The organism is Bacteroides gallinarum DSM 18171 = JCM 13658, assembly GCF_000374365.1.
In the GTDB taxonomy this organism is placed as follows: Bacteria; Bacteroidota; Bacteroidia; order Bacteroidales; family Bacteroidaceae; genus Bacteroides; species Bacteroides gallinarum.
Genome location: NZ_KB894132.1, coordinates 23,844 through 45,309 on the forward strand (window position 1 = coordinate 23,844; position 21,466 = coordinate 45,309).

Annotated in this window: 21 protein-coding genes and 2 pseudogenes; 19 read left to right on the forward strand and 4 right to left on the reverse strand. The window is 43.5% G+C overall.

From position 1 onward, the window contains the following. The first annotated feature begins 23 nt into the window (after positions 1–23). The 8 genes and pseudogenes from C233_RS0111360 (at position 24) to C233_RS0111395 (ending at position 7,439) form a co-directional block, all read left to right on the forward strand. Positions 24–326, forward strand: coding sequence for a DUF4133 domain-containing protein (locus C233_RS0111360; protein WP_025068748.1), 303 nt, complete (start codon positions 24–26; stop codon positions 324–326). A gap of 154 nt (positions 327–480) precedes the next feature. Then, positions 481–1,848: pseudogene (locus tag C233_RS22650) on the forward strand (TraG/VirB4 family ATPase); the annotation flags it as partial. A 228-nt stretch (positions 1,849–2,076) separates the two neighbouring features. Continuing rightward, on the forward strand, positions 2,077–2,898 hold the full coding sequence (locus C233_RS0111370) for a helix-turn-helix domain-containing protein (protein WP_025068749.1): 822 nt from the start codon (positions 2,077–2,079) through the stop codon (positions 2,896–2,898). Between the two features lie 31 nt (positions 2,899–2,929). Further along, a complete protein-coding gene (locus tag C233_RS0111375) occupies positions 2,930–4,036 on the forward strand; it encodes a site-specific integrase (protein ID WP_018667716.1) in 1,107 nt (368 codons plus the stop codon). Positions 4,037–4,068: 32 nt separating this feature from the next. Further along, positions 4,069–4,455, forward strand: coding sequence for a helix-turn-helix domain-containing protein (locus tag C233_RS0111380; protein WP_018667717.1), 387 nt, complete (start codon positions 4,069–4,071; stop codon positions 4,453–4,455). Positions 4,456–4,459: 4 nt separating this feature from the next. Beyond that, a complete protein-coding gene (locus C233_RS0111385) occupies positions 4,460–4,807 on the forward strand; it encodes a hypothetical protein (protein ID WP_018667718.1) in 348 nt (115 codons plus the stop codon). A gap of 32 nt (positions 4,808–4,839) precedes the next feature. Next, positions 4,840–5,562, forward strand: coding sequence for a hypothetical protein (locus C233_RS0111390; protein WP_018667719.1), 723 nt, complete (start codon positions 4,840–4,842; stop codon positions 5,560–5,562). A 344-nt stretch (positions 5,563–5,906) separates the two neighbouring features. Next, the gene (locus C233_RS0111395) at positions 5,907–7,439 is read left to right on the forward strand and encodes a mobilization protein (RefSeq protein WP_018667720.1); all 1,533 of its coding nucleotides are present in this window, start codon (positions 5,907–5,909) and stop codon (positions 7,437–7,439) included. Positions 7,440–7,470: 31 nt separating this feature from the next. On the opposite strand, the gene C233_RS0111400 is transcribed toward C233_RS0111395, so the two are convergent. From C233_RS0111400 to C233_RS0111415, 4 genes are all read right to left on the reverse strand, one after another. Then, complete coding sequence (locus C233_RS0111400) at positions 7,471–8,199, reverse strand: nuclease-related domain-containing protein (protein WP_234178416.1); 729 nt, start codon at positions 8,197–8,199, stop codon at positions 7,471–7,473. Positions 8,200–8,278: 79 nt separating this feature from the next. Beyond that, the gene (locus C233_RS0111405) at positions 8,279–8,986 is read right to left on the reverse strand and encodes a hypothetical protein (protein WP_018667722.1); all 708 of its coding nucleotides are present in this window, start codon (positions 8,984–8,986) and stop codon (positions 8,279–8,281) included. Positions 8,987–9,004: 18 nt separating this feature from the next. Next, positions 9,005–9,658, reverse strand: coding sequence for an exodeoxyribonuclease X C-terminal domain-containing protein (locus C233_RS0111410; RefSeq protein WP_018667723.1), 654 nt, complete (start codon positions 9,656–9,658; stop codon positions 9,005–9,007). A 28-nt stretch (positions 9,659–9,686) separates the two neighbouring features. Further along, positions 9,687–10,142 (reverse strand): hypothetical protein, encoded by a 456-nt coding sequence (locus C233_RS0111415; RefSeq protein ID WP_018667724.1) that lies wholly within the window; start codon positions 10,140–10,142, stop codon positions 9,687–9,689. Positions 10,143–10,774: 632 nt separating this feature from the next. Between C233_RS0111415 and C233_RS22655 the strand changes: the two are divergent. From C233_RS22655 to C233_RS0111470, 11 genes and pseudogenes are all read left to right on the forward strand, one after another. Continuing rightward, positions 10,775–11,974, forward strand: a pseudogene (locus C233_RS22655) (TraG family conjugative transposon ATPase); the annotation flags it as partial. Positions 11,975–11,983: 9 nt separating this feature from the next. Further along, the gene (locus C233_RS0111425; protein WP_018667726.1) at positions 11,984–14,542 is read left to right on the forward strand and encodes a hypothetical protein; all 2,559 of its coding nucleotides are present in this window, start codon (positions 11,984–11,986) and stop codon (positions 14,540–14,542) included. After that, positions 14,517–15,260, forward strand: a complete 744-nt coding sequence (locus C233_RS0111430; RefSeq protein WP_018667727.1) for a hypothetical protein — start codon at positions 14,517–14,519, stop codon at positions 15,258–15,260. Before C233_RS0111425 ends, C233_RS0111430 begins: the two co-directional genes overlap by 26 nt. 24 nt (positions 15,261–15,284) lie before the next feature. Beyond that, positions 15,285–16,016, forward strand: coding sequence for a DUF5045 domain-containing protein (locus tag C233_RS0111435; RefSeq protein WP_026314840.1), 732 nt, complete (start codon positions 15,285–15,287; stop codon positions 16,014–16,016). A 33-nt stretch (positions 16,017–16,049) separates the two neighbouring features. Beyond that, positions 16,050–17,180 (forward strand): membrane protein, encoded by a 1,131-nt coding sequence (locus tag C233_RS0111440; protein ID WP_018667729.1) that lies wholly within the window; start codon positions 16,050–16,052, stop codon positions 17,178–17,180. A 23-nt stretch (positions 17,181–17,203) separates the two neighbouring features. Next, positions 17,204–17,818, forward strand: a complete 615-nt coding sequence (gene traK / locus C233_RS0111445; protein WP_008781805.1) for a conjugative transposon protein TraK — start codon at positions 17,204–17,206, stop codon at positions 17,816–17,818. A gap of 1 nt (position 17,819) precedes the next feature. After that, the gene (locus C233_RS0111450; RefSeq protein ID WP_009275707.1) at positions 17,820–18,239 is read left to right on the forward strand and encodes a hypothetical protein; all 420 of its coding nucleotides are present in this window, start codon (positions 17,820–17,822) and stop codon (positions 18,237–18,239) included. Beyond that, positions 18,217–19,410, forward strand: coding sequence for a conjugative transposon protein TraM (traM, locus tag C233_RS0111455; protein ID WP_018667730.1), 1,194 nt, complete (start codon positions 18,217–18,219; stop codon positions 19,408–19,410). Before C233_RS0111450 ends, traM begins: the two co-directional genes overlap by 23 nt. A gap of 18 nt (positions 19,411–19,428) precedes the next feature. After that, positions 19,429–20,286 (forward strand): conjugative transposon protein TraN, encoded by an 858-nt coding sequence (gene traN, locus C233_RS0111460; protein WP_009275705.1) that lies wholly within the window; start codon positions 19,429–19,431, stop codon positions 20,284–20,286. Between the two features lie 3 nt (positions 20,287–20,289). Next, positions 20,290–20,805, forward strand: coding sequence for a hypothetical protein (locus C233_RS0111465; protein ID WP_018667731.1), 516 nt, complete (start codon positions 20,290–20,292; stop codon positions 20,803–20,805). Positions 20,806–20,810: 5 nt separating this feature from the next. Further along, positions 20,811–21,458, forward strand: coding sequence for an Lcl C-terminal domain-containing protein (locus C233_RS0111470; protein WP_018667732.1), 648 nt, complete (start codon positions 20,811–20,813; stop codon positions 21,456–21,458). Positions 21,459–21,466: the final 8 nt, after the last annotated feature.

Consider the following 21,466-nt stretch of genomic DNA (forward strand, 5'->3'; position numbering starts at 1 on the left):
TATCCAAGCGATATGGATTCATCATGACAAAGGAATCGAACAATCATCAATACGTCAGCTATCCCATGTTTAAGGGGCTTCAGAAACCCCTTGAATTTATGGGATTCCAAGGCAGGTATATCACCTGGGCTGCAGCAACTGTAGGTGGAGGTATTCTCAGCTTTATCATAGTGTATTGTATCCTCGGATTTGTTGCCGGACTCATCGTCCTTGCTGTCACTCTATGCATCGGTGCTGCACTTATCTTTTTCAAACAAAGGAGAGGATTGCACACCAAGAAAGAGGAACATGGCATATTCATTTATGCCAATGCACATAAGATTTAATAGGTCAACATGATAAATGAGCAAGAGAGTTGGATTTTGAATAGTGTGTGGTTAGGCTCACCCTCCCGTTAGGATGAGCCTAACATAATTTATACGACAACTCTCAGATTGTGAACGTAACTGATAAGTAATCGAAAAATAAATTCAAAGAACAATGTTTCTATACGTTATCTTAACATTTGTGGCAATCCTTATTGGTATGGCTATCTCAGTCATGGCTTTCGGTACTGGAGGGAAACGCAAGAAAATCTTCCAGAATATCTACTTCTCTGTGGAAGAGGTCAACGGTATCGGGGTACTTTACACCAAGACCGGTGAATACTCAGCCATTCTGAAGATGGAAAACCCGGTACAGAAATATTCGGCAGACATTGACAGTTACTACGAGTTCAATCATCTCTTCACTGCCCTTGCACAGACATTAGGTGATGGATATGCCATCCACAAACAAGATGTATTCATCCGCAAGAAGTTTCATGACGATAGTAATGATAACCATGAATTTCTGTCGGAATCATATTTCAACTATTTCACAGGTCGTTCCTATACCGACTGTCAGAGCTACATGATTATTACTCAGGAAAACAAGAAGAGCAATCTTTTTTCATTTGACAGCAAGAAATGGCGTGATTTCATGGTAAAGATACGCAAGGTCAAAGACCAATTGAAAGACTCTGGTGTGGATGCCCAATTTCTTGACGGCAATAAAGCCCGTGACTACGTAGACCGCTATTTCTCTATGAATTTCACGGACAAAAATTTGTCGATGAACAATTTCAAGGTAGATGACGAAGCTATTACCATGGGTGATAGAAGATGCAAAATATATAGTCTCGTGGATGTGGACTGCATCAACATCCCCTCTCTGGTACGTCCGTTTACGAACATTGAGGTGAACAATGTTTCCATGCCAGTAGACATGGTATCATTGTTAGACAGCATACCGTCAGCTGAGGTGGTCGTATATAACCAGATGCTCTTCATTCCAAACCAGAAAAAAGAGCTTTCTCTGCTTGAAAAGAAAAAAAACCGCCATGCAAGTATGCCCAATCCAAGCAACCAGATTGCCGTGGAGGACATTAAAAATGTGCAGGATGTTATCGCAAGAGAAAACAAACAGTTGGTGTATACCCATTTCAATCTTATCGTTGGTGTACCCATCGATACGGATATTCAGCGATGTACCAACCATCTGGAGAATCTATTCAGCAAGTTGGGAATCCACATCAGTAAACAGTCGTACAATCAGTTGGAGCTTTTTGTCAATTCATTCCCTGGAAATTGTTATTCCACCAATCCTGAATACGACCGCTTTCTGACCCTTAGTGATGCAGCAGCATGTCTTATGTATAAGGAAAGGATTCAGCATAGCGAAGAAACACCGCTGAAAATATACTACACCGACAGACAGGGAGTCCCTGTTGCAATAGACATCAGTGGTAAGGAAGGCAAAAACAAGATTACAGATAACTCGAATTTTTTCTGTCTGGGTCCTTCTGGCAGTGGTAAAAGCTTCCACATGGAGAAAAACAGGACAAAACGGAAGCAAGCGAAGATAGAATCAACCGTTATAAATACTTGATTTTCAGATAATATGTTTTAACAAACAGGAAATTTGACTATTGGCGTTTAGTCCTTATTGGAGTAATTTTGTACCACAGTTGTACCTCGTCGGAGGGGTCGCACGGTTCGGCTTCCTTTCAGCAGCGTGCAACAGCTTTCAATAATGTGCAACTAAATTTCTTCGATAATGGACCGTCAAAAAGAACAGAAATTAACAGGTCTGCCTGACTTCGGTCGGGATATGCCGGACAAGCCGTTCCTCACCATTGGGGAGGTGGCAGGATTACTGCAAGTGAGCAACCGCACAGTGTATAACCTGATTTACAAAGGTACGCTACGGGCTTGCAGAATAACATACCACACAACACTAATCACCAAGGAGGATTTCTTCCTGATGATTAAGGGAACAACCTACTGCAAGCGGAGCGTTTCTGTATTCGCCAAGCAGAGTAAAAAGACAAAAGGGAATATGAAAGAAAATATGCAAACGACAGAGGGAACAGCCCTCTCACGACAAGAGGGAAAGAAAAAAACAAAGGGCAGCCCGACCAAACGGCGGCTCATTCCGGCGGCAAACTACAAACAGTCCGTGCGAGATACCTTTACGGACAAGGACTGCATCGCAGGAGACCTTTATACAATGGCGGAGATATGCCAAAAGTTCAATTATACTTACGGGCGTTTCTACAACTTCCGTATGCGTTATTCCATTCCTTGCGTCAAAGCCAACTCAACCAAATGCTTTCCAAAAGCGGAAGTGGACAAGGCTATGGCGGAGGAAGAGGAACGCTTGGGAAACAACCTTTCAGAACATTGGTATTCGTGCTTCGACATCATGCGCCTGTTCGGGCTTGGCAAGACGCAGGTGCGCAGGTTCGCCCTTACGCACGGAGTACGGACAAAGCGCATACACGGCAACCGCCTGTACTATCTGAAAGCCGACTGGGATGCGGCGCGAAAAGAAGCCGAGCGGAAAAGCTCAAGCACGAAAGCCAAGCGGGAACAGTAAAATATTTTCAAACATTCAAATACACATTTATATGACGAACATTTGTACAAAAGTGACGGTCAGGAAACGACCTATCAAGAACGGGCAGTTATCACTCTATCTTGACTTTTATCCACCTGTCAGACACCCGAAGACCGGAAAGCTGACAAGACGGGAGTATCTGGGCATCTACATCTATGCCAACCCGACAGAGAAGTTTGAAACGGAGTTCAACAAGACCATGCTGCGCAATGCGGAACTTATCAAGTGCAGGAGGACCGAAGCTATCATCAATGAGGAGTTCGGCTTCCTTGACCGCAACAGAGGCAAGGAAAGCTTCTTGGAATACTTCCGCTCGAAAATGGCGGACGATGACAATTTCAGGAACTGGAATGTCGCCTACAAGCACTTTGAGAAGTATTGCGGCGGAAGCTGCACCTTTGACGACCTGACGGTGGAATACTGCCAGGGCTTCCTTACCTATATGCTTTCTCTCAATACGCACAACGGCGGTAAGATGATGGCTTCCACTGCCAACAACAACCTGAACAAGCTGAAATGCGTCCTGCGTCAAGCCTATGAGGAAAGGCGGATAAAGGAAAACATCGCACCACGCCTGAAGCACGCAAAGGAAGCCAGCACAAGACGTGAGTTCCTGACACTTGACGAGGTGAAAATGCTTGCGGACACACCTTGCGAGAAGCCTGTTGTAAAGTCAGCCGCACTGTTCTCCTGTCTTACCGGACTGCGCATCAGCGACATCATACGCCTGCAGTGGGAGAATATCATCAAAGCTGCGGACGGCGGCTGGTGTATGCACATCGTTACGAAAAAGACAAGGACGGAAGCCATACTGCCGCTGTCCGATGAAGCCCTTGCACTATGCGGCGGACGTTCCGCCGGGCAGGTGTTCAAGGGGCTTACCCAAGCTCTGCTTCCCTTATATCTCAAAGACTGGATTAGGTCTGCCGGGATTACGAAGCACATCACGTTCCATTGCTTCCGGCATACCTACGCTACCCTGCAGCTTGCCGCCGGTACAGACCTTTACACCATCTCGAAAATGCTTACTCACAGCAACGTGGCGACAACGCAGGTCTATGCGGACGTGGTGAACGATTTGAAGCGTAAGGCTTCCGAACAGATAACACTTAAATAACCCGGACAGAATAACCAAAGTAAAAGATTGATATGGGTAATATCACATTTGAGCAACTGCCACAGGCTGTTTCCACCCTGATAGAACGGGTGGAGCAGCTTGCCGGAAAGGTGGACGAGGTGTTGGGCAAGACAACAGGAAAAGACACGGGCAGGCGCAATCTGCTCACCCTTGAAGAAGTCGCCGCCCTGCTCGGCAAATCGGCTTCCACCATCTATGCCATGACTTCCGAAAAACGCATACCGTACCGCAAGCGTGGCAACAAACTCTATTTCTTCGAGGATGAAGTCATGCAGTGGATTGAGCAGGGCGGAACATCGGGAACAGGCAGCGAGGAAGATTTCAACAGACGGCTTGAAGCCTTGCGCAGCGGCAAGAAGCGCAAGCCGGGCTCTTTACAGACGGATAACAAACAATGAACTTATGAAGACAGAAGATTTGACAGCCGCCATCGCACGGCATGACCCTATCTTGGCGGATGCAGTCGGTAAAATGGTCGGCTACATTCAGGACAGGTGGGCAGCACCGTACCCCTTAAAAGAACAAACGGAAGCGGTCAATGCTTACCTCCGTTCCGTCCATGCGGACGGTGACGGAACTATGAGCGAGACCAACATCGCCCACCGCAGGATTGCCACGCAAAAGATAACCATCAATGCCATCCGTGTGCTTGACCATGACCAGCTTGACCGCCTGCAGGATGTGCTGAACCACATCGCAGCGGACAGGGAATACCACATGCCGGAACACGGGTATGGCATGGGCAGATAGCTGAGCAGTGTAACATCTAAATTTCATAGACTATGCGCAAAGAAGAACATACCATACTTTACTGCACCATTCTTTCCGCCGGGCAGTGGGATTTCCTTTTGGACTGCAAAGCCGCCATCAACAGGCAGAAGTGCCTGTACAGGCTGATGACTGCCGCTGTGCGGACAAAAACCGTCCTCCATATCAAGGGCGTTGAGATTGCCTTGGAGGTGGGACAGGCAGCAGCATCCGATGTGGAACTGGCTGAGTATATGGGCTGCAACCGCAAGACAATCGGAAAACTCATCGACAGTTTTAACAGGTTCGGTATGCTGACCACACAAACCAACAACCGCACTTCCATACACACCCTGCATTTCCTTACGGGGTGGTATGTGGATGGTGTCCTTTTGACCAATCCCCATTATGTCAAGCCTGTGGCTGTTCACAAAGGACAGACTGATGAAGCGCGGACACCATACTCTAATGATATGCTTTTGGAAAACAGGCAATGTTCCGTGCCGGACGCTTGCAAATACCCAAGGCAGGATGCGGACAGCATGGCAGGCGGAGCAGCCTCCCTTTCTTCCCTCTGTTCGTCTGTGGCTTCCGAAAGTCCGAAAGACAGACGGGGTGCGGAGGGCAAAACCGACAAAGCTCCTTTAATAGGCAGCAATGATATGGCACTTGCCGGAAATCGCCCTGAAAGCCCGAAAGAAGCACTGGACGGCACGATTGGCGGCGCAGATAGCCCCGACATAGGCTGCAGGGATTGACGGGCGCACAGCGCAGGATTTCAGCGGTACTCCGTTGGTGTGGCGTGAACGACCGTGCTTGCATCGGTATAGCCCACTATAACTTCTCCGCTGCACTCCGAAGTTGTGGGCTCTCCCGAGGGGCTGGGCGTTGCCCCGTCCCACTCAGGGCGCCGCCCTAAGAACCCGGCAAGGACTTTCAGCCCTGTGCAACCCGACCAAAGAGTGCCCCCCTCTTTGGAAACTCCACTCAGTGGTTTCCACCCCTGAGAACCCGGAGCAGGAAGTGACCCTCTCCCTGCACCCTCCGATTAAGGCTTTGCCCTAATAACCCGAAGTAAAACTCAAAAATATAGACAAGCCCTATGGCACAGAAGACATCCATCAACATCAAGCCGTGCAACATCGGCAGCAGCGGAGCGCATAACAGACGGTCTGCGGAATACCTTGCCAATATCCGCAAGGAAAAGTTCTACATCCGTACCGACCTCATGGCGGGAAATGAAGCATGGGTAGCACCTGAACTGGGTGATACCTCGTTGGCTGAACGCTACAATCAGATAGCCGCAATGGTCAAGGAAAAGACAGGTCGGGCGATGCAGACCAAAGACCGTGAACGGATAAACAAGAAAACCGGAAAGGTGACCATCGTCCGTGGCAGCACTCCGCTCAAAGAGGGTGTTGTCGTAATCAAGGATGATACCACAATGGAACAGTTACAGCGTTTCTGTGAGGTGTGTAACAAGCGTTGGGGCATCACAGCTCTGCAAATCTTCATCCACCGTGACGAGGGGCATTACGGAACACCCGGAAACAATGCCACATGGAAGCCCAATCTCCATGCCCACATCGTATGGGACTGGATGAACCACGAAACAGGCAAGTCCTGTAAGCTGAAAGAAGAGGACATGAGTGAGATGCAGACCGTTTTGGCTGAGTGCTTAGAAATGGAAAGGGGCACCTCAAAGGAGGTGACGGGCAAGGAACATCTGGAGCGCACGGACTTCATCATCGCCAAGCAGAAGCAGGAAGCGGAACAGGCGAAAGCCGCAAGGCAAGCCGCCATCGCCGCCAAGGAGGAAGCCGAAGCTGAACTTATGTTTGTGGAGAGCGAGAACAAGGCAAAAGAGCAGTACCGCATTTCCCTCGACAACGAAATTGCCGAAAAGGAGAAACAGCTAAAAGATGAGCGCAAGGCGAAAGTGGACAGCATACTGGACAGTGTCGGCAATCTTGTCGGGGTCGGCAAGTCCGCAGCAGTCGAAAAGGAAAACGCCAGGCTGAAAGCCGAGAACGAGCGCATGAAGAAAGCCTTTGCCAAAGCCGTAAAGGACAAGGCGGAGGAACGGGCAAAGGCATTGACCGCAGAAAAACTGAAAGCCGAAACGGAACGTGACAGGGCTTTGGCGCAGAGCCGTTCACTCGCAGCGGAAAGGGACCAGGTCATAAACCAGCTTCAGGCGCAAATTGATGGTGAGGAGCATCGTATAGGCTTTGCCGTAAGCCGTGCTATGGAAAAGCGAGACAAGACCATCCGCCTGCTGCAAAATGCGCTGAAAGTAAGCAGTTACATCCTGAAACAGTTTGCTGATATGCTTTACAAGGCAAGCGAGGTATTCAAGCGTGCCGTTGATGCGATAATCCATTTCGGCACGGATAAGTACAAGTCGGTCTTTGCCCCACAAGAAGCTGCAGACATTAAGAGTGTGATGCAGGAGTATGGGGAAACGACCGAACAGAAGAAAGCGGTCGGCGAGTGGCTATGCTACTATGCTGAAAGCAATAAGCCATTTGACACAATAAAACACCGCCATACACTCAAGGAGGTTGGCGATGTGGCGGAGGGAAAGTATGATTGGAAGATTGATAGACAAATAAATGGAAGCATCAAATTATAGTTGTTAATGCTTTTACACATGAATAATGGATCTACCAGAATCTCTTTCGGAACGGAAAACCCCTCAAACGAAACAAAGAACCAAAGGATGTGATATAGGTAGATTGCGGTGTGTTGCGACCGTAATATGCGGCAGTGTTTTGTTGAGAAGCAACAATCATTGGGTCATTCCCGTTTTGTACAGCTTTAATGAATAAATCCATTATCTCGTACTTATTACCAAAACAGGCATCAGATTGCATCAAAATGTTAGATACTACTTGTCGAATAGAGCGAGGATATATAATAAAAGTATTGTCTGCATTGCAAGTTATGTCCTTAAACTCACTATTTCCAAAGAAAACGATAACAGAGTAAATTGGAATGCCGGGATTATGTGGTAAATTTTGCCTGATAGCTTGAATATGTCCGGCGTTTTGTTTTACAGGATTATAAAAACGATGTTTTTCTTTTCCATACGCTAATAATTGCGTCCAATATCTCTGTTGTTCATTGCCAAAAATCCACCCGCTATAATCTTTTATCTCAAACACAATAATACCTTTTTTTGTGGCAACGACCACATCCACTTGGGTATATTCACCATTTGTTTTCTGGATGTACAAGTCGTGAAATATGGCTTTGGGATTGATACCAGCTTTCAATAATTCCAACACCACCCTGCGCTCCGACCGTTCCCCACGAGTAATGGGCGTAACTTGTTCTATAAGTTCACGCTCTTTCCTTTTTATATAGACAAAATATACAATGCCTATCGTCAAACAAATTAAAAGTATGACTGGTACAAGTGGCATTATTGATTGTTCTATGTTTTAGAATGGGATTAGCAATACAAAATACTTATTTGAAAGCAACTATAGGAATTACCTTTGTATTTCCATATTTTTGATATTTATAGTTACCGACTTGTCTTGCACATTTACCCTTTGGAGCTTTGACTATTTGATTGTTATAGAAATTGCTGCCATCTTGAGCTAATATTAAGACTTCTAAATCAGAAGTAAATATATGTCCCCCAATAGTTTCTCTAATTTCCAGTGCAATAGCATCACCAGATTCCAAGACTTCCTGTACTTCAAAATTTTTCCGGCTTACGCAATCTCCAGGTTTGTCAAACAATGTCTTTCCAGAATTATTTTTAGTCGAAACTGTTTTATTTGATTTCGGTAATTCAACACCGTCAATTATTCTAACAGCCGGAACTGTTTTTTCTATATCCATTTTAGTACTATATCTATAAGTTCCCACGTGTTGAGCACATTGGTCACTTTTTAGCACGATTTTTTGGTCGTCATAAAATTGTTGATTTTCATTTGGTATAATAAGTACTATTGTTCCAAATGATTCATCGGCATGAGCTAATGCGCATCCTGATGAAACTACTTGGAATACTTCAAATTGTGAGTATTCCATATAATCTCCGGGTTCTTCAAACATTTCAAGTCCTATAATTCCCGAATTATTAGATAGATTAACGCAAAATGCGAAAGCAAATGTGAGTATAACACCTGTGATTACACCAAGCACGTAAATAAGCCATTTTTTCATATAGTTTGTTTTTATTGATTATATCGTTGTTAATGAATTGAAGTCATCATTGGAGATTTTTCCTATTGAAACTAGCCATTTAAGGTAAGAAATATCATCTTTGATTTCACTAAACTTTTTCCCTTTATATTTTCCAAAGCCAATAATTCTTTCGGAAATGGATATATCTGAGGACTTTTCTACATCTGGATACAATCGTTTAAGCTCTTCAAAGTCAATTTTAAAGAACCTATCTGTTGTTTCTAACCAATAAAGATATTGGTAATCCATTGTATAAATATCTCCCAAGGATTTTCCTTTATATTTTCCGAACTGTAGAACTTCTTCCGCTTTGTGAATAGGAAATATTTCATCAAGCGATACACCGGGAACATCAATCAAAACCCATTCTCCACATCCTGCACAAGGAATTTCCTCATCTTTGATATCTGGATAGCACTCCTGTCTATAACTATCGTCCGGCTTACCATTCACAAAGCATTTCCCATAAGCCTTGCCGTATTTACCACGTGGTTTTACCGTTTCAACTAAAAAAGTCCTATCTCGATTAGGGTCAATACGTCTATCTTCGCTTGAAGAACGAGCTAATCCCAACTCACATCTTTTTACTAAGAATGGAGTTCGTTTGCCAATGTTGTAATATATGTTGAAGATATTATCGTGTGGGTACATACTTTTATGTTGCTGTAAAATGCTTTTACTATTTGAACAACTCATTAATTTTTTTCCTTATTGCATTTAAGGCTATACTTTGGTCATGACTTACCGTCATCCCAATACCACTACTTTTTATAACGGCTACACTTTGATTAGTGTTATAATCGTAAAAAGTTACTGTTATATATGTATGTCCTCCATCCCACTTTTCAGATGTGACGTGGATATTAGGTGAAAGAATACTATCCGAACATTCAAGAATTTTTAATGTGTTAGAGGGCGATAAAACTGTTAGATTGGTTTCTGCTATCTGATTTTGAACAGACATAACAACATCATCCAATTCTCTATCTCCAGATGTTTCTTTCCCGAAAATGACATACTTGTATTTACTAATGTTTGCATTATTAGATAGAACAATCTTTCCTGAAGCACAAGATGTCATTAGTGCTATCATAGCGGCTATAGATATAATATAAATTATAAACTTTTGCTTCATTTCCTGTTATACCAATGGCTCTTTTAGTTCCAATTGAACCGTTATTTACGCAGAAGCGTGGAACTGCAAATGCCACGTTCTGAATTGGAGGTCGTAGGAAACCTGTACACACGAATGTAGTAATAGCAGCCCACGCTATAGCGTGAGAACCACTATGCCACCCTTGTGTGTAATTGTGAAATTTCCTACGTTTCCAATTCACAAGATAAGCATAACGCTTCTTAATTTCTATGTCTCGGATGGGGTTTCCCCAATCCAAATACAAAGGTAATGAAATTCCCATAAAAGCTCTCATTTATAGATAAAAAACAGCGTTTCAAGATTTATTTTCCCTCTTTTTGTATCTCTATTGGCTCTCCAAGTGTTTAAGAATCTGTTTTTCAGCGGTAAAATGCAATTCATTGACAAGTCCTTTGCGGTTTTACCCCTGCTCCGACTAATGTGTGCAAAAAGATAAAAATATCTGCTAATTGTTAAGTTTTTGTTAAATCTTTATCTTCGCACACATATTCTTCCTCCAAGTTCACTTCCTCAAAAGACAGCTTTTTTACCTCATTTCTCAAAGAGTAGATTTTTGTACCTTTATTTTCCTATATACCTGATAATCAATAACAAATACTCTCTCATATGTATTCCACATGAACAGCGTTGTACGTCAGATGTGGGAACAGAATACTGATGTGGTTCTGGTTGATACAGGTAATTCATACGAGGGACTTTGCGAGTATGTAGGTGGCAAGTATATCAGCTATACCGAGGAGCATCCTATCACGATGAACCCTTTTGCTATCAAACATGAAGAGCTGAACATCGAGAAAATCGGTTTCTTGAAGAATCTGATTATGCTTATATGGAAAGGCACTCAGGGAGTAGTTACCAAGACGGAAGACCGGCTTATTGAGCAAGTCATCAAAGAATACTTTGACGAGTATTTTGTGAACCGTCGTATTGAGAATCTCTCGTTCAACACCTTCTACGAGTACAGTATTGTCCGCATACCGCAAATCATTGAAGAAAATAAACTTTCGGGAATTGACTTGGCGGCCTACAACTATCTGTTGAAGGACTTCTACAAGGGTGGAGGCCATGAAGTGACGCTGAATGAGAACCTGGACACCAAACTGTTTGATGAGACCTTCATCGTATTTGAAATTGACTCTATCAAGGATGACCCTCTTCTATTCCCTCTTGTTACGCTTATCATCATGGATGTATTCATCCAGAAGATGAGAATCAAGAAGAACCGTAAGGTACTGGTTATCGAAGAGGCATGGAAGGCTATCGCCTCTCCCATGATGGCCGAATATATCAAGTATCTATACAAGACAGCCCGTAAGTTCTGGGCTTCTGTCGGTGTGGTAACGCAGGAAATACAAGATATTGTAGGAAGTCCTATTGTCAAGGAAGCTATCATCAATAACTCAGACGTGGTAATGCTGCTCGACCAGAGCAAATTCCGTGAGCGATTTGATGAGATTAAAACCACGCTCGGTTTGACGGATGTTGATTGTAAGAAAATTTTCACTATCAATCGTCTGGAAAATAAGGAAGGGCGAAGTTTCTTCCGTGAGGTCTTTATCCGACGTGGAAGTGTCGGGGCCGTATTTGGAGTTGAAGAGCCACGTGAATGCTACATGACTTACACTACAGAGCGAGCTGAAAAGGAAGCCTTGAAACTCTATAAAAGAGAGTTAAAGTGTGACCATCAGCATGCCATAGAAGCCTATTGCCGGGATTGGAGTCTTTCAGGAATAACCAAGTCTTTGGCCTTTGCACAAAAGGTGAACCAGGCTCAACATGTTCTTAATCTCAAAACAAAAACAGAAATGTAAGATTTGAAAATGAAACGCTATCTGATAATACAACTTCTATTTCTCTGTGCTATAGTGCCTGCTATGGCACAGTATTACAGTGTAAATTATGATACTCGCACTGTAGCGGAAATGTCGGCGGCTTTCGGTACAGAAGCTGCTACAGAGGCGTATTATGCTCAACAGATAGCCAAGATCAGGGAACATTATCAGGCAGCGGAAGTGGCTGCTGCAGGAATCTTCAGTTCCAAGTTCCTCGATCGCAGAGCTCTCACAAATCTGGGACTTTGGACCAGTGCAACAGAGAACTACTATTACCGCCGTATATACAGCATGGTGTCTGCCAAAATTATGCCCAAAATATGGACTGTTGCCGGCATGATGCTTAAAAGTTCTCATAACGCCCTCTATTGGGGTAGCTATCTCTATAAGATCTGTGATGAGGTAAAGACTTTGTGTTATCAGTTTGAGTCTATTGTTACCAATAGTACTTTGTCATTCAAGGACATCGTATTTCTTGAAATCAACCAGGAACTTGCAGCAATTCTGAAATTGTCAGAACTGGGCAATGTGGATTGGAATGTTCTGCTTGAAAGCTTCTCAAATATTGGTACAAACTTCACAAAGGAAAACCTAAAGCAAGACATAGACAACTTCTATGCGATGGGCGTTAGCCTTGCTTCGGCTGGAGCTGGCAATGCTGTCAGTTCCATTCTTGGGAACAGTTCCTTTAACGGAACCATTATGGACAAGACAAGCAGTGTCATTGAGATAGCCGAGAATGTGTACGACTTATACGGCAATCTTTCCAAGAATGCCGGAAATACCTTGTTGCAGTTTATCGGTGGAGAGGAAGGCATCGCCAATCTCTTCTCTTTGTCGAATTACAACACAACGGCATGGATTACAGACTATGCCAATGAAGCATTCGGCCAGTACTACACACAAAGGTGGTACATCTACCGTGTGGATGCTGGTTCTATCAAACTTTGTGACTATTATCCTCCTGAAGACAACAACTCAATTATCAACGGTGACCACTGGTACAGAATCAGCACTACAGATGAAAACTTTTATCCATCCTCCGCACAGCGTGAAGCTGCACTCCAGAACTCCGAGAATCATGCAGGATACAGTCGTTCACAGATAGCCAATCTGAATAAAGCCAATGATGGCTATACCTATAGCATCTCATATTATATGCTCGCATACAAGATTAATTCTTCAAAGAATGGATTGTATGCAAAAGCATACGCTTACGAGATTCATGCTACCAAAAGCTGGAATCGTAAGGAAGTAGCCTATGAAGACATATTTGATTCATACACTATGGACCTGAATACCTTTAAGGCCGGTATGAACGCACGTCTGTCTGAACTAAACGATAATGAAGAGGGCTATACCTATTATCTGGGAAGTGACCCAAAGAAATACTACCAAACTACCAATGCCCAGAAGATCTCAGGATGTGAGACAGCAACCATCAGCGTCACTTGTCATGACGGTGCCAAATTAGGAGAAGGCTCAACACAATACAAATGTTCCGATTGTGGAAGCAGTGTAAACAACCATACCAAGCAATGTTCTATGGCAACAAGTGTTTCCGAAGGAAGTATCAATACATCTGAAATAGACTCCAAGATAACGGAATTGAAAGGAAATATTGTCTCAGTACTATCAGAAATAACAGCACTGGAGACAGAGAACGCTGAGCTCCTGAAAAAAATCCAGTCAGCAAGCGTCGAGGATGCTGCAATATACAGGCAGACCTACAATGCAAACAAAGATAAAATATCAAGCCTAAAAACTGAAATGAGTTCATATGAGACAGAACTGGATCAGTATGAACAGGCAAAGCAGGAAGCTATCGACGGTGAGAATGCTGCCACGGATGATTACTACCGTATCCCGGCTATCATGCAGGATTGCAAAACAGCCTATAACCTGTCGTGGAACGGTTCGGGTGCATGGGAAGGCAATACATTCGTTCGTACTGCCTCCATGCCCAACATCAACGGTACCATAACCTTTAAGGCAACCATTTCCATAGCCAGGAAACCAAAATATTTCCTTTGGATTAAGATACACCGTGCTATCGTACAGATTTCATGGACGCTTACTACTGAGTACAGTGACACACAGATTGTTGAAGTAGTCAATCTCGATCCGTCCAAATCGGATGCGGAAAAAGCCAACGAGGTCAATTCAAAATTATCAGAAGTGGCCAGAGAATTTCCGGATTGCACTCCTTCTGTGGAATATGCCAAAAGCAGTCCTATTGAAACAGATGATACTGGTGATACCTATCATCTGCTCTGGTCAAGCGACAGACTTGAAATAGCCCGTCAGATTGACACGAGACTCACCAATATCTATGCCGGCCTTGTATCATTGGAAAAGATGATGCACTACAAACATTCCATCATAGATATGTTGAAAAGCGTAGTCCCGTATATCAACGATGACAGTGGCAGAAGATTGACCCTCATTGAACAATGTAGAAAACGGTGGTTGCGTCAGGCAGCCTCCAGTGCTCACTCAGATACATACAATGGTAAATACGATGAAGATGAAAACGACCAGGAATAACATATTGCCGATTATTGTATGCCTTTTGGTATTGTTCCCGTTCACAGCCAAGGCTCAATATGGTTTTGATGTAGCTTCCATAGAAGCTTATATCAACGACCATAAACAACAACGAAGTCTGCTGCTTGTTCGATCCACACTGGAGGCAAGCAACAAACTTCTGCATGAGTACAGCAGTGATGCCAATATCGGTTTCAAGGACATCAATAAAGAGCTTGACAGATACACCCGTGCGTTTGATATTATTGATATTATGTATCAGTCTCTTAGGACCAGTCTCAATATCTATAACACCTATGAGAACATCAGTGATCGTGTGGGTGATTATAAAGACATGCTTGAAGACTTCAGGAGGAAGTGTCTGGACAGAGGAAACATTGTAAGCACGGATACCTTGATAATTACAGTCAATGTCGGGGCCTTGGCAAAGATTGCCGAAGAAGGAGACAATTTATATCGTTCGGTCAGTGATTTAATCCTGTATGCAACCGGTGCGGCAGCCTGTTCTACATCGGATCTCTATCTCATTCTAATAAACATAAACAACTCACTCGACAATATCAGAACGCATCTGAACAGGGCATACTTTGAAACCTGGAGATACATTCAGGTACGCATTGGATATTGGAAAAGACAGGTTTATCGTGCAAAGACCAAGGAAGAGATTATTAACGATGCTTTTGGCCGGTGGAAAGTTGCGGGCTATTTAGGCTATTAAATAACAATTTAAAACTCAACAGATATGGTACATTCTATCAGTTATCGAACAACATTGTGTTTATGTGCAATGCTGCTTTGTTTCAAAGCAGTTGCCCAGTCTTATGTGACATACAATCACGATGCAACAAAAATGAATCAGATTACAGTTCAGGAAATAGGTGTTGGCGGACTAACTCCTGCTTTCTACTACACCCTCTTTCATAACAGCTACCAGAAATCGGCAGCGAGTAAAAACAAACTGAGCTTTAGAACACTGGCTGGTGTAGAATCATACCAACAGATTGATTTAGCTGACAGCATTCAAGCGTCACTGACTCAGCGGGCAGAAATTGAAGCTCTCAATATTGCCGATAGACAGATTGATATTGCCTGGCTTGCAGAAGGCAGCAAAGTGAATAACAAGCTATCAGACTTTGAAAAGAATATCAACCGCATCATCAGTTCTGGAGGTACGGTAAATGATAAAACGCGATGGAACGAATACTACAATATGTTCAGGACAGTCATTAAAGAAACCCAGGACGCTTATATGCCAAACGCCCAAAGGAAAAGACAATACCTTGCGATATATGCTGATATAGAGCATCAGAATGAAATTCTCATAGCGTATCTGATCCAGTTAAGCAACAGGAACAAGACAGCTTCCTTGTTGGCCGCCCGCTTGAACAGACGAACTGATGTTGCTTCTCATGCAACCGAAGCATTTAGCCGTTGGCGAGAAGCCGGGCAACTAAATTCAGAAGGGCACAATTAACAGAGAATTATAACATAAAAGGAAACTAAAATCATGGCAGATTCAAATATACTCTCAGATTTCGGTATCAATATTCTTGAAGAAGAGATTGATGACGTGATTTTCCAGACGAACGAGTTCCTTACAGATGCCACATTCACAGGTTCACAAGGACCGTTCTGGTGGATTCTCCAAATGTGCATGGCTCTCGCTGCTCTGTTCTCTATTGTAGTGGCAAGAAATATAGCTTATAAGATGATGGTGAAGCACGAGCCTCTGGACGTGATGAAACTGTTCCGGCCATTGGCAATATCCGTTATTCTGTGTTGGTGGTATCCACCTGCAGATACGGGAATAACCAACAGTGGAAGTAGCTGGTGTTTCCTTGACTTTCTTTCTTACATTCCTAACTGTATCGGTTCATATACTCATGACCTTTATCAGGCAGAATCCTTACAGATAGAAGATAAGTTTGAGGAAGTCCAGGAACTCATTTATGTCAGGGACACTCTCTATACATCCTTGCAAGCTCAGGCTGACGTAGCACATTCAGGAACGTCCGATCCAAATCTTATTGAGTCCACGATGGAACAGACCGGTGTTGAAGAAGTGACTAACATGGAAAAGGACGCATCCAGACTATGGTTCACCTCACTCACAGCAGGTGCAGTGGTCGGACTAGATAAAATCATTATGCTCATCGCTCTGATAGTTTATCGCATCGGTTGGTGGGCAACCATCTACTGCCAGCAAATCCTGTTGGGAATGCTGACCATCTTCGGACCGATACAGTGGGCATTCAGTCTTCTGCCCAAATGGGAAGGCGCCTGGGCAAAGTGGCTCATACGTTATCTGACCGTACACTTCTACGGAGCTATGCTGTACTTCGTTGGATTTTATGTTCTACTCCTATTTGATATTGTCCTGTGCATACAGGTGGAGAATCTGACTGCCATTACCGAAAGTGAACAGACTATGGCGGCCTATCTGCAGAACTCGTTCTTCTCAGCCGGTTATCTCATGGCCGCAAGTATTGTGGCACTGAAATGTCTCAACCTTGTACCTGATTTGGCCGCATGGATGATACCGGAAGGTGATACAGCATTCTCAACTCGAAACTTTGGTGAAGGAGTCGCACAGCAAGCCAAAGTATCAACCCAAGGCATGATTAGCAAAGTAATGTAAGCAATAAATCAATATGGAATATTATGGTAATTAAGAATCTTGAAAACAAAATCAAACTGGTGCTGATTATATGTTCCCTTTTCCTTGCAGGCTGCATCATCATCTGCATATCCAGCATTTGGACAGCCAGGACAATGGTCTCGGATGCCCATAAGAAAGTCTATGTTTTGGACGGCAATGTGCCTATCCTTGTTCATCGGAGCACAATGGACGAAACGCTTGACGTAGAAGCTAAGTCTCACATCGAGATGTTCCACCATCTGTTTTTCACCCTGGCTCCAGACGACAAATATATCAAGTACACAATGGACAAAGCCATGTATTTAGTGGACGAAACGGGTCTTGCCCAGTATAATACATTGAAGGAAAAAGGATTCTACTCGAATATTATGGGTACGAGTGCTGTGTTCAGCATATTCTGCGACAGTATAAAATTCGATAAGGAAAAGATGGAGTTCATGTATTATGGCAAACAGCGTATTGAACGACGGACAAGCATTCTTACCAGAGAACTGGTCACTGCAGGTCAACTGAAACGTGTACCAAGAACTGACAATAACCCTCACGGATTGCTTATCACAAACTGGAGGACACTTATGAATAAGGATATTGAACAAAAGAACAAAATGAACTACTAATATGGGATGGAAAAAATTATTTGTCGGAGAGAAGATGCCAGATAAGAATGATCCGAAATATAAGCAAAGATACGAAAGTGAAGTCAATGCCGGTCGCAAGTTCGCACGTATGATGAAACTTGATGTGCTTGCCGGAATGGTTCAGAACTTTGCCAACAACCACAGGAAACTGTTTCTTGTCATTGTTTTCGGACTTATCATACTCTGTCTATGTCTGAATATCTACAGAATGGCATTTGTGTTTAACAGGCAGCAATCCGTCCAAAGTGCCACAGAAAGGCAGGAGTTGATATGGCGTAAACATTATAACAAGGGCAATGAAACATCCAACCGTGTTCACGAAGTACCTTCTACCGCCTATGACGAATCTAATAATAACAACGTAAACATAAAGAACGATGGACGCACTGAAGAAAATTAACTGGAAGCAGCCAAAGTATATGATTCCAATAATCATCTACTTTCCCCTGTTGTTTGTCGGTTACTTTGTCATAGATCTGTTTCATACGGAGAAGGCAGAGACTCCTAACGGACTCACTACGACTGATTATCTGAACCCAGAATTGCCTGATGCCAACATGAAAGGCGATGGAATTGGCAATAAGTATGACAATATGCTTAAATCATATGGGAAAATAGATGACTATACTGCTTTAGGAAACATTGACCGTAATGAAGAAGACAACAAAGAAGAGTATGATTCAAAATATTCAGAAGAAGAGCTTAAACAATTGGAATCTCAGAAACAGGAAGCCGAGAAACTCGCTGAGATGCAAAGACAACTACAGGAGAGCGCACAGAAAGGTCAGGAAGTCGCACAAGGCGACGGTACTTCTGAAGAAGACCGCTTAGCCCTCAGTAAACAACGTGAGCAAGAAGCCATGGAGGAGCTGAACCGGGCTATTGCCCAAGCCAGATTACAAGGTCTGCAAGCTACAAATTTGCCGACTGATACGGATACACTTACAAAGAGGAATGAAAAGAATCTGGAAGTGTCTGATGAAAAAGAAAATAACGATGAACCCCTGGAAGTGGTCAAGAAAGTCAGAGTAACGTCCGACTATTTCAATACTATCTGTGAGAATGAAAAAGAGCAGAAGTTAATTAAAGCCATCATAGATGAAAACATCAAGGCAGTTGACGGCTCAAGAGTCCGTCTCCGATTAATAGATGATGTGGAAATCAATGAAGTTGTTGTTCCCAAAGGATCATACCTTTATGCAACTATGAGCGGTTTTGGCTCACAGCGTGTTAAAGGCAATGTTACAAGCATCATGGTAGATGGTGAGATTATCAAAGTAAACCTTGCCCTCTATGATACAGACGGATTAGAAGGACTGTATGTTCCAAGCAGCCAGTTCCGTGAAACGACAAAAGACGTGGGTAGCGGTGCGCTAAGCAATACATCTACACTCACCAATACAACCACATCTGGAAACAGTCTGGCATCATGGGGAGCGCAAGCTATTTCCAATGCAGTCCAGAAAAGCAGTAATGCCGTCAGCAAGGCAATCAAAAAAAATAAAGCCAAGCTCAAATATGGCACTTTTGTTTACCTAATTAATTCTCATTCAAACAACAAAGAAAAATAATTTAAGCACGTAGATATTATGAAACTGAAGACTTTTAAAAGAATCGGCGCATTGGCGGTATGTGTTTTGGCACCCCTCCCCTCTATGGCTCAGCAGACGTATCAGGAAATCGAACAGCTCACCGTTAATGAGAATGTGACAACTGTTATCACAGCCACAGAACCAGTACGCTTTGTCGACATCTCTACTGATGCCGTTGTTGGAGACCAGCCCATCAACAATACCATCCGTCTCAAACCTAAAGAAGGAGCTGACATACATGCCGATGGAGATATTCTTGCCATTGTGACGATTGTAACAGAACGCTATCGTACACAATATGCGCTCATCTATACCACACGTATGCAGGAGGCAGTGTCTGACAAACAAATCCAGCCGGAAGAGAAAATTCCATACCACAACCCGGCAGTCTCAATGAGTACAGAAGAGATGACCAGATATGCCAGAACGATATGGAACTCCCCTGCGAGAATACGTAATGTGAGTACCAGACAGCATCGTATGACTATGCGGTTGAATAACATCTACTCAGTTGGTGAATATTTCTTTTTGGATTTCAGCATAGAGAACCGCACCAACATACGGTTTGACATCGATGAGTTGCGCATCAAGCTAAACGACAAGAAAATATCCAAGGCAACCAACGCACAGATGATAGAGCTGACTCCGGTCTTGGCACTCGAAAAGGCCCAAAGTTTCAAGCATGGATACAGAAATGTCATAGTTCTGAAGAAGATGACCTTCCCCAATGACAAAGTCCTGACTATTGAACTTTCTGAGAAACAAATCAGTGGCCGAACCATCAGCCTTGACATCGATTATGAAGATGTGCTGTATGCGGACTCTTTCAACTCATGTCTAATGATGGAGGAATAAGCCATGAAGAAAATCATCTTATCATTGATAATGGTACTCAGTTGTACCATTTCTTCATTTGCACAAAGTCACAGTGACCGTTTATCCTTGGGAGTTGGTGCACTTTATGAACGTGAGCTGGATGCTACCATCGCATGGGAACATGAAACACGTCACCATAACGCTTGGGAGTATTTCATCAACGGCTATATTAAATGGGACGAATGTGCTTCATGTGGTCATATCTGTCCTGATTCATTTTGGAACAACTATCGGACATGGGGAATTGGAGTCGCATACAAACCTTGTTTAGTCAGAGGACGTAACCATTACGGGAATCTGCGCATAGGAGCTTCTGGAGGCAGTGACACAGATAAATTCATTGCCGGTATTCATGCCGGTTACGAGCATAATTTATCACTCCGTCATGGCTGGGGACTGTATATTCAGGCCAAATGCGACCTTATCGTCCCTGACCGTAAGGATTTGTTCCGAACTGGTATAGTAATAGGATTTAAAATACCCACATCAAAAAGATAAAGAAGATGAAGATATTTCACACCATTTGTGCCGCTTTCATGGCGGCAACCATAGCATCATGTGATGCACATCAGGACTCTCCGGATACCTCAATGAAGATTGGAGACATCCTGTGTACCGATGGAAAGGTCGTCAGATATGAGGAAATGAAAGCACAGGAAAAGACACCCATAGCCGTGGTTTTCTATGTCAATCAAAAAGAGGATATTGAAGGTACTGGATATGCAGTCTATCTGAAAGATATAGAGCCTTGCGCCTACTCTGATAGTATTGGAATAAAGCATGATACTTCCGCAGACCTGGCAGCCTTCGATGGGAACAGCAATACCCATGCCATGTATTCTACCTATACTTCGCCTGCAGCCGAAGCTGTTTTTGACATGTGGCAATATGGACAGAGCGCCTACATCCCTTCCGTTGCTCAGCTATACCTGTTGTATGAAGTAAGAAATAAGATTAATGAATATATCCGTAAATGTGGTGGAGATGAGATACAGGACAATCCTGATGAATGCTGGTACTGGACATCAACAGAAGTAAAGGAGCAGGAAACCGATAAAGCATGGTTGTTCTCACTTGCCTCTGGAGCCATTCAGGAAACGCCGAAAACACAAGCACATAAAATCAGACCAATCATCACATTATACAATTGATTAAAGAA

Excerpts from the sequence above, each read along its gene's own strand:
- traN (WP_009275705.1), top strand. The coding sequence starts at position 19,429 with ATGAAACTGAAGACTTTTAAAAGAATCGGCGCATTGGCGGTATGTGTT.
- C233_RS0111395 (WP_018667720.1), top strand. The coding sequence starts at position 5,907 with ATGGCACAGAAGACATCCATCAACATCAAGCCGTGCAACATCGGCAGC.
- C233_RS0111450 (WP_009275707.1), top strand. The coding sequence starts at position 17,820 with ATGGGATGGAAAAAATTATTTGTCGGAGAGAAGATGCCAGATAAGAAT.
- C233_RS0111425 (WP_018667726.1), top strand. The coding sequence starts at position 11,984 with ATGAAACGCTATCTGATAATACAACTTCTATTTCTCTGTGCTATAGTG.
- traM (WP_018667730.1), top strand. The coding sequence starts at position 18,217 with ATGGACGCACTGAAGAAAATTAACTGGAAGCAGCCAAAGTATATGATT.
- C233_RS0111390 (WP_018667719.1), top strand. The coding sequence starts at position 4,840 with ATGCGCAAAGAAGAACATACCATACTTTACTGCACCATTCTTTCCGCC.
- traK (WP_008781805.1), top strand. The coding sequence starts at position 17,204 with ATGGTAATTAAGAATCTTGAAAACAAAATCAAACTGGTGCTGATTATA.
- C233_RS0111410 (WP_018667723.1), bottom strand. The coding sequence starts at position 9,658 with ATGTACCCACACGATAATATCTTCAACATATATTACAACATTGGCAAA.
- C233_RS0111370 (WP_025068749.1), top strand. The coding sequence starts at position 2,077 with ATGGACCGTCAAAAAGAACAGAAATTAACAGGTCTGCCTGACTTCGGT.
- C233_RS0111385 (WP_018667718.1), top strand. The coding sequence starts at position 4,460 with ATGAAGACAGAAGATTTGACAGCCGCCATCGCACGGCATGACCCTATC.
- C233_RS0111360 (WP_025068748.1), top strand. The coding sequence starts at position 24 with ATGACAAAGGAATCGAACAATCATCAATACGTCAGCTATCCCATGTTT.
- C233_RS0111415 (WP_018667724.1), bottom strand. The coding sequence starts at position 10,142 with ATGAAGCAAAAGTTTATAATTTATATTATATCTATAGCCGCTATGATA.
- C233_RS0111440 (WP_018667729.1), top strand. The coding sequence starts at position 16,050 with ATGGCAGATTCAAATATACTCTCAGATTTCGGTATCAATATTCTTGAA.
- C233_RS0111435 (WP_026314840.1), top strand. The coding sequence starts at position 15,285 with ATGGTACATTCTATCAGTTATCGAACAACATTGTGTTTATGTGCAATG.
- C233_RS0111405 (WP_018667722.1), bottom strand. The coding sequence starts at position 8,986 with ATGAAAAAATGGCTTATTTACGTGCTTGGTGTAATCACAGGTGTTATA.
- C233_RS0111430 (WP_018667727.1), top strand. The coding sequence starts at position 14,517 with ATGAAGATGAAAACGACCAGGAATAACATATTGCCGATTATTGTATGC.
- C233_RS0111375 (WP_018667716.1), top strand. The coding sequence starts at position 2,930 with ATGACGAACATTTGTACAAAAGTGACGGTCAGGAAACGACCTATCAAG.
- C233_RS0111465 (WP_018667731.1), top strand. The coding sequence starts at position 20,290 with ATGAAGAAAATCATCTTATCATTGATAATGGTACTCAGTTGTACCATT.
- C233_RS0111380 (WP_018667717.1), top strand. The coding sequence starts at position 4,069 with ATGGGTAATATCACATTTGAGCAACTGCCACAGGCTGTTTCCACCCTG.
- C233_RS0111470 (WP_018667732.1), top strand. The coding sequence starts at position 20,811 with ATGAAGATATTTCACACCATTTGTGCCGCTTTCATGGCGGCAACCATA.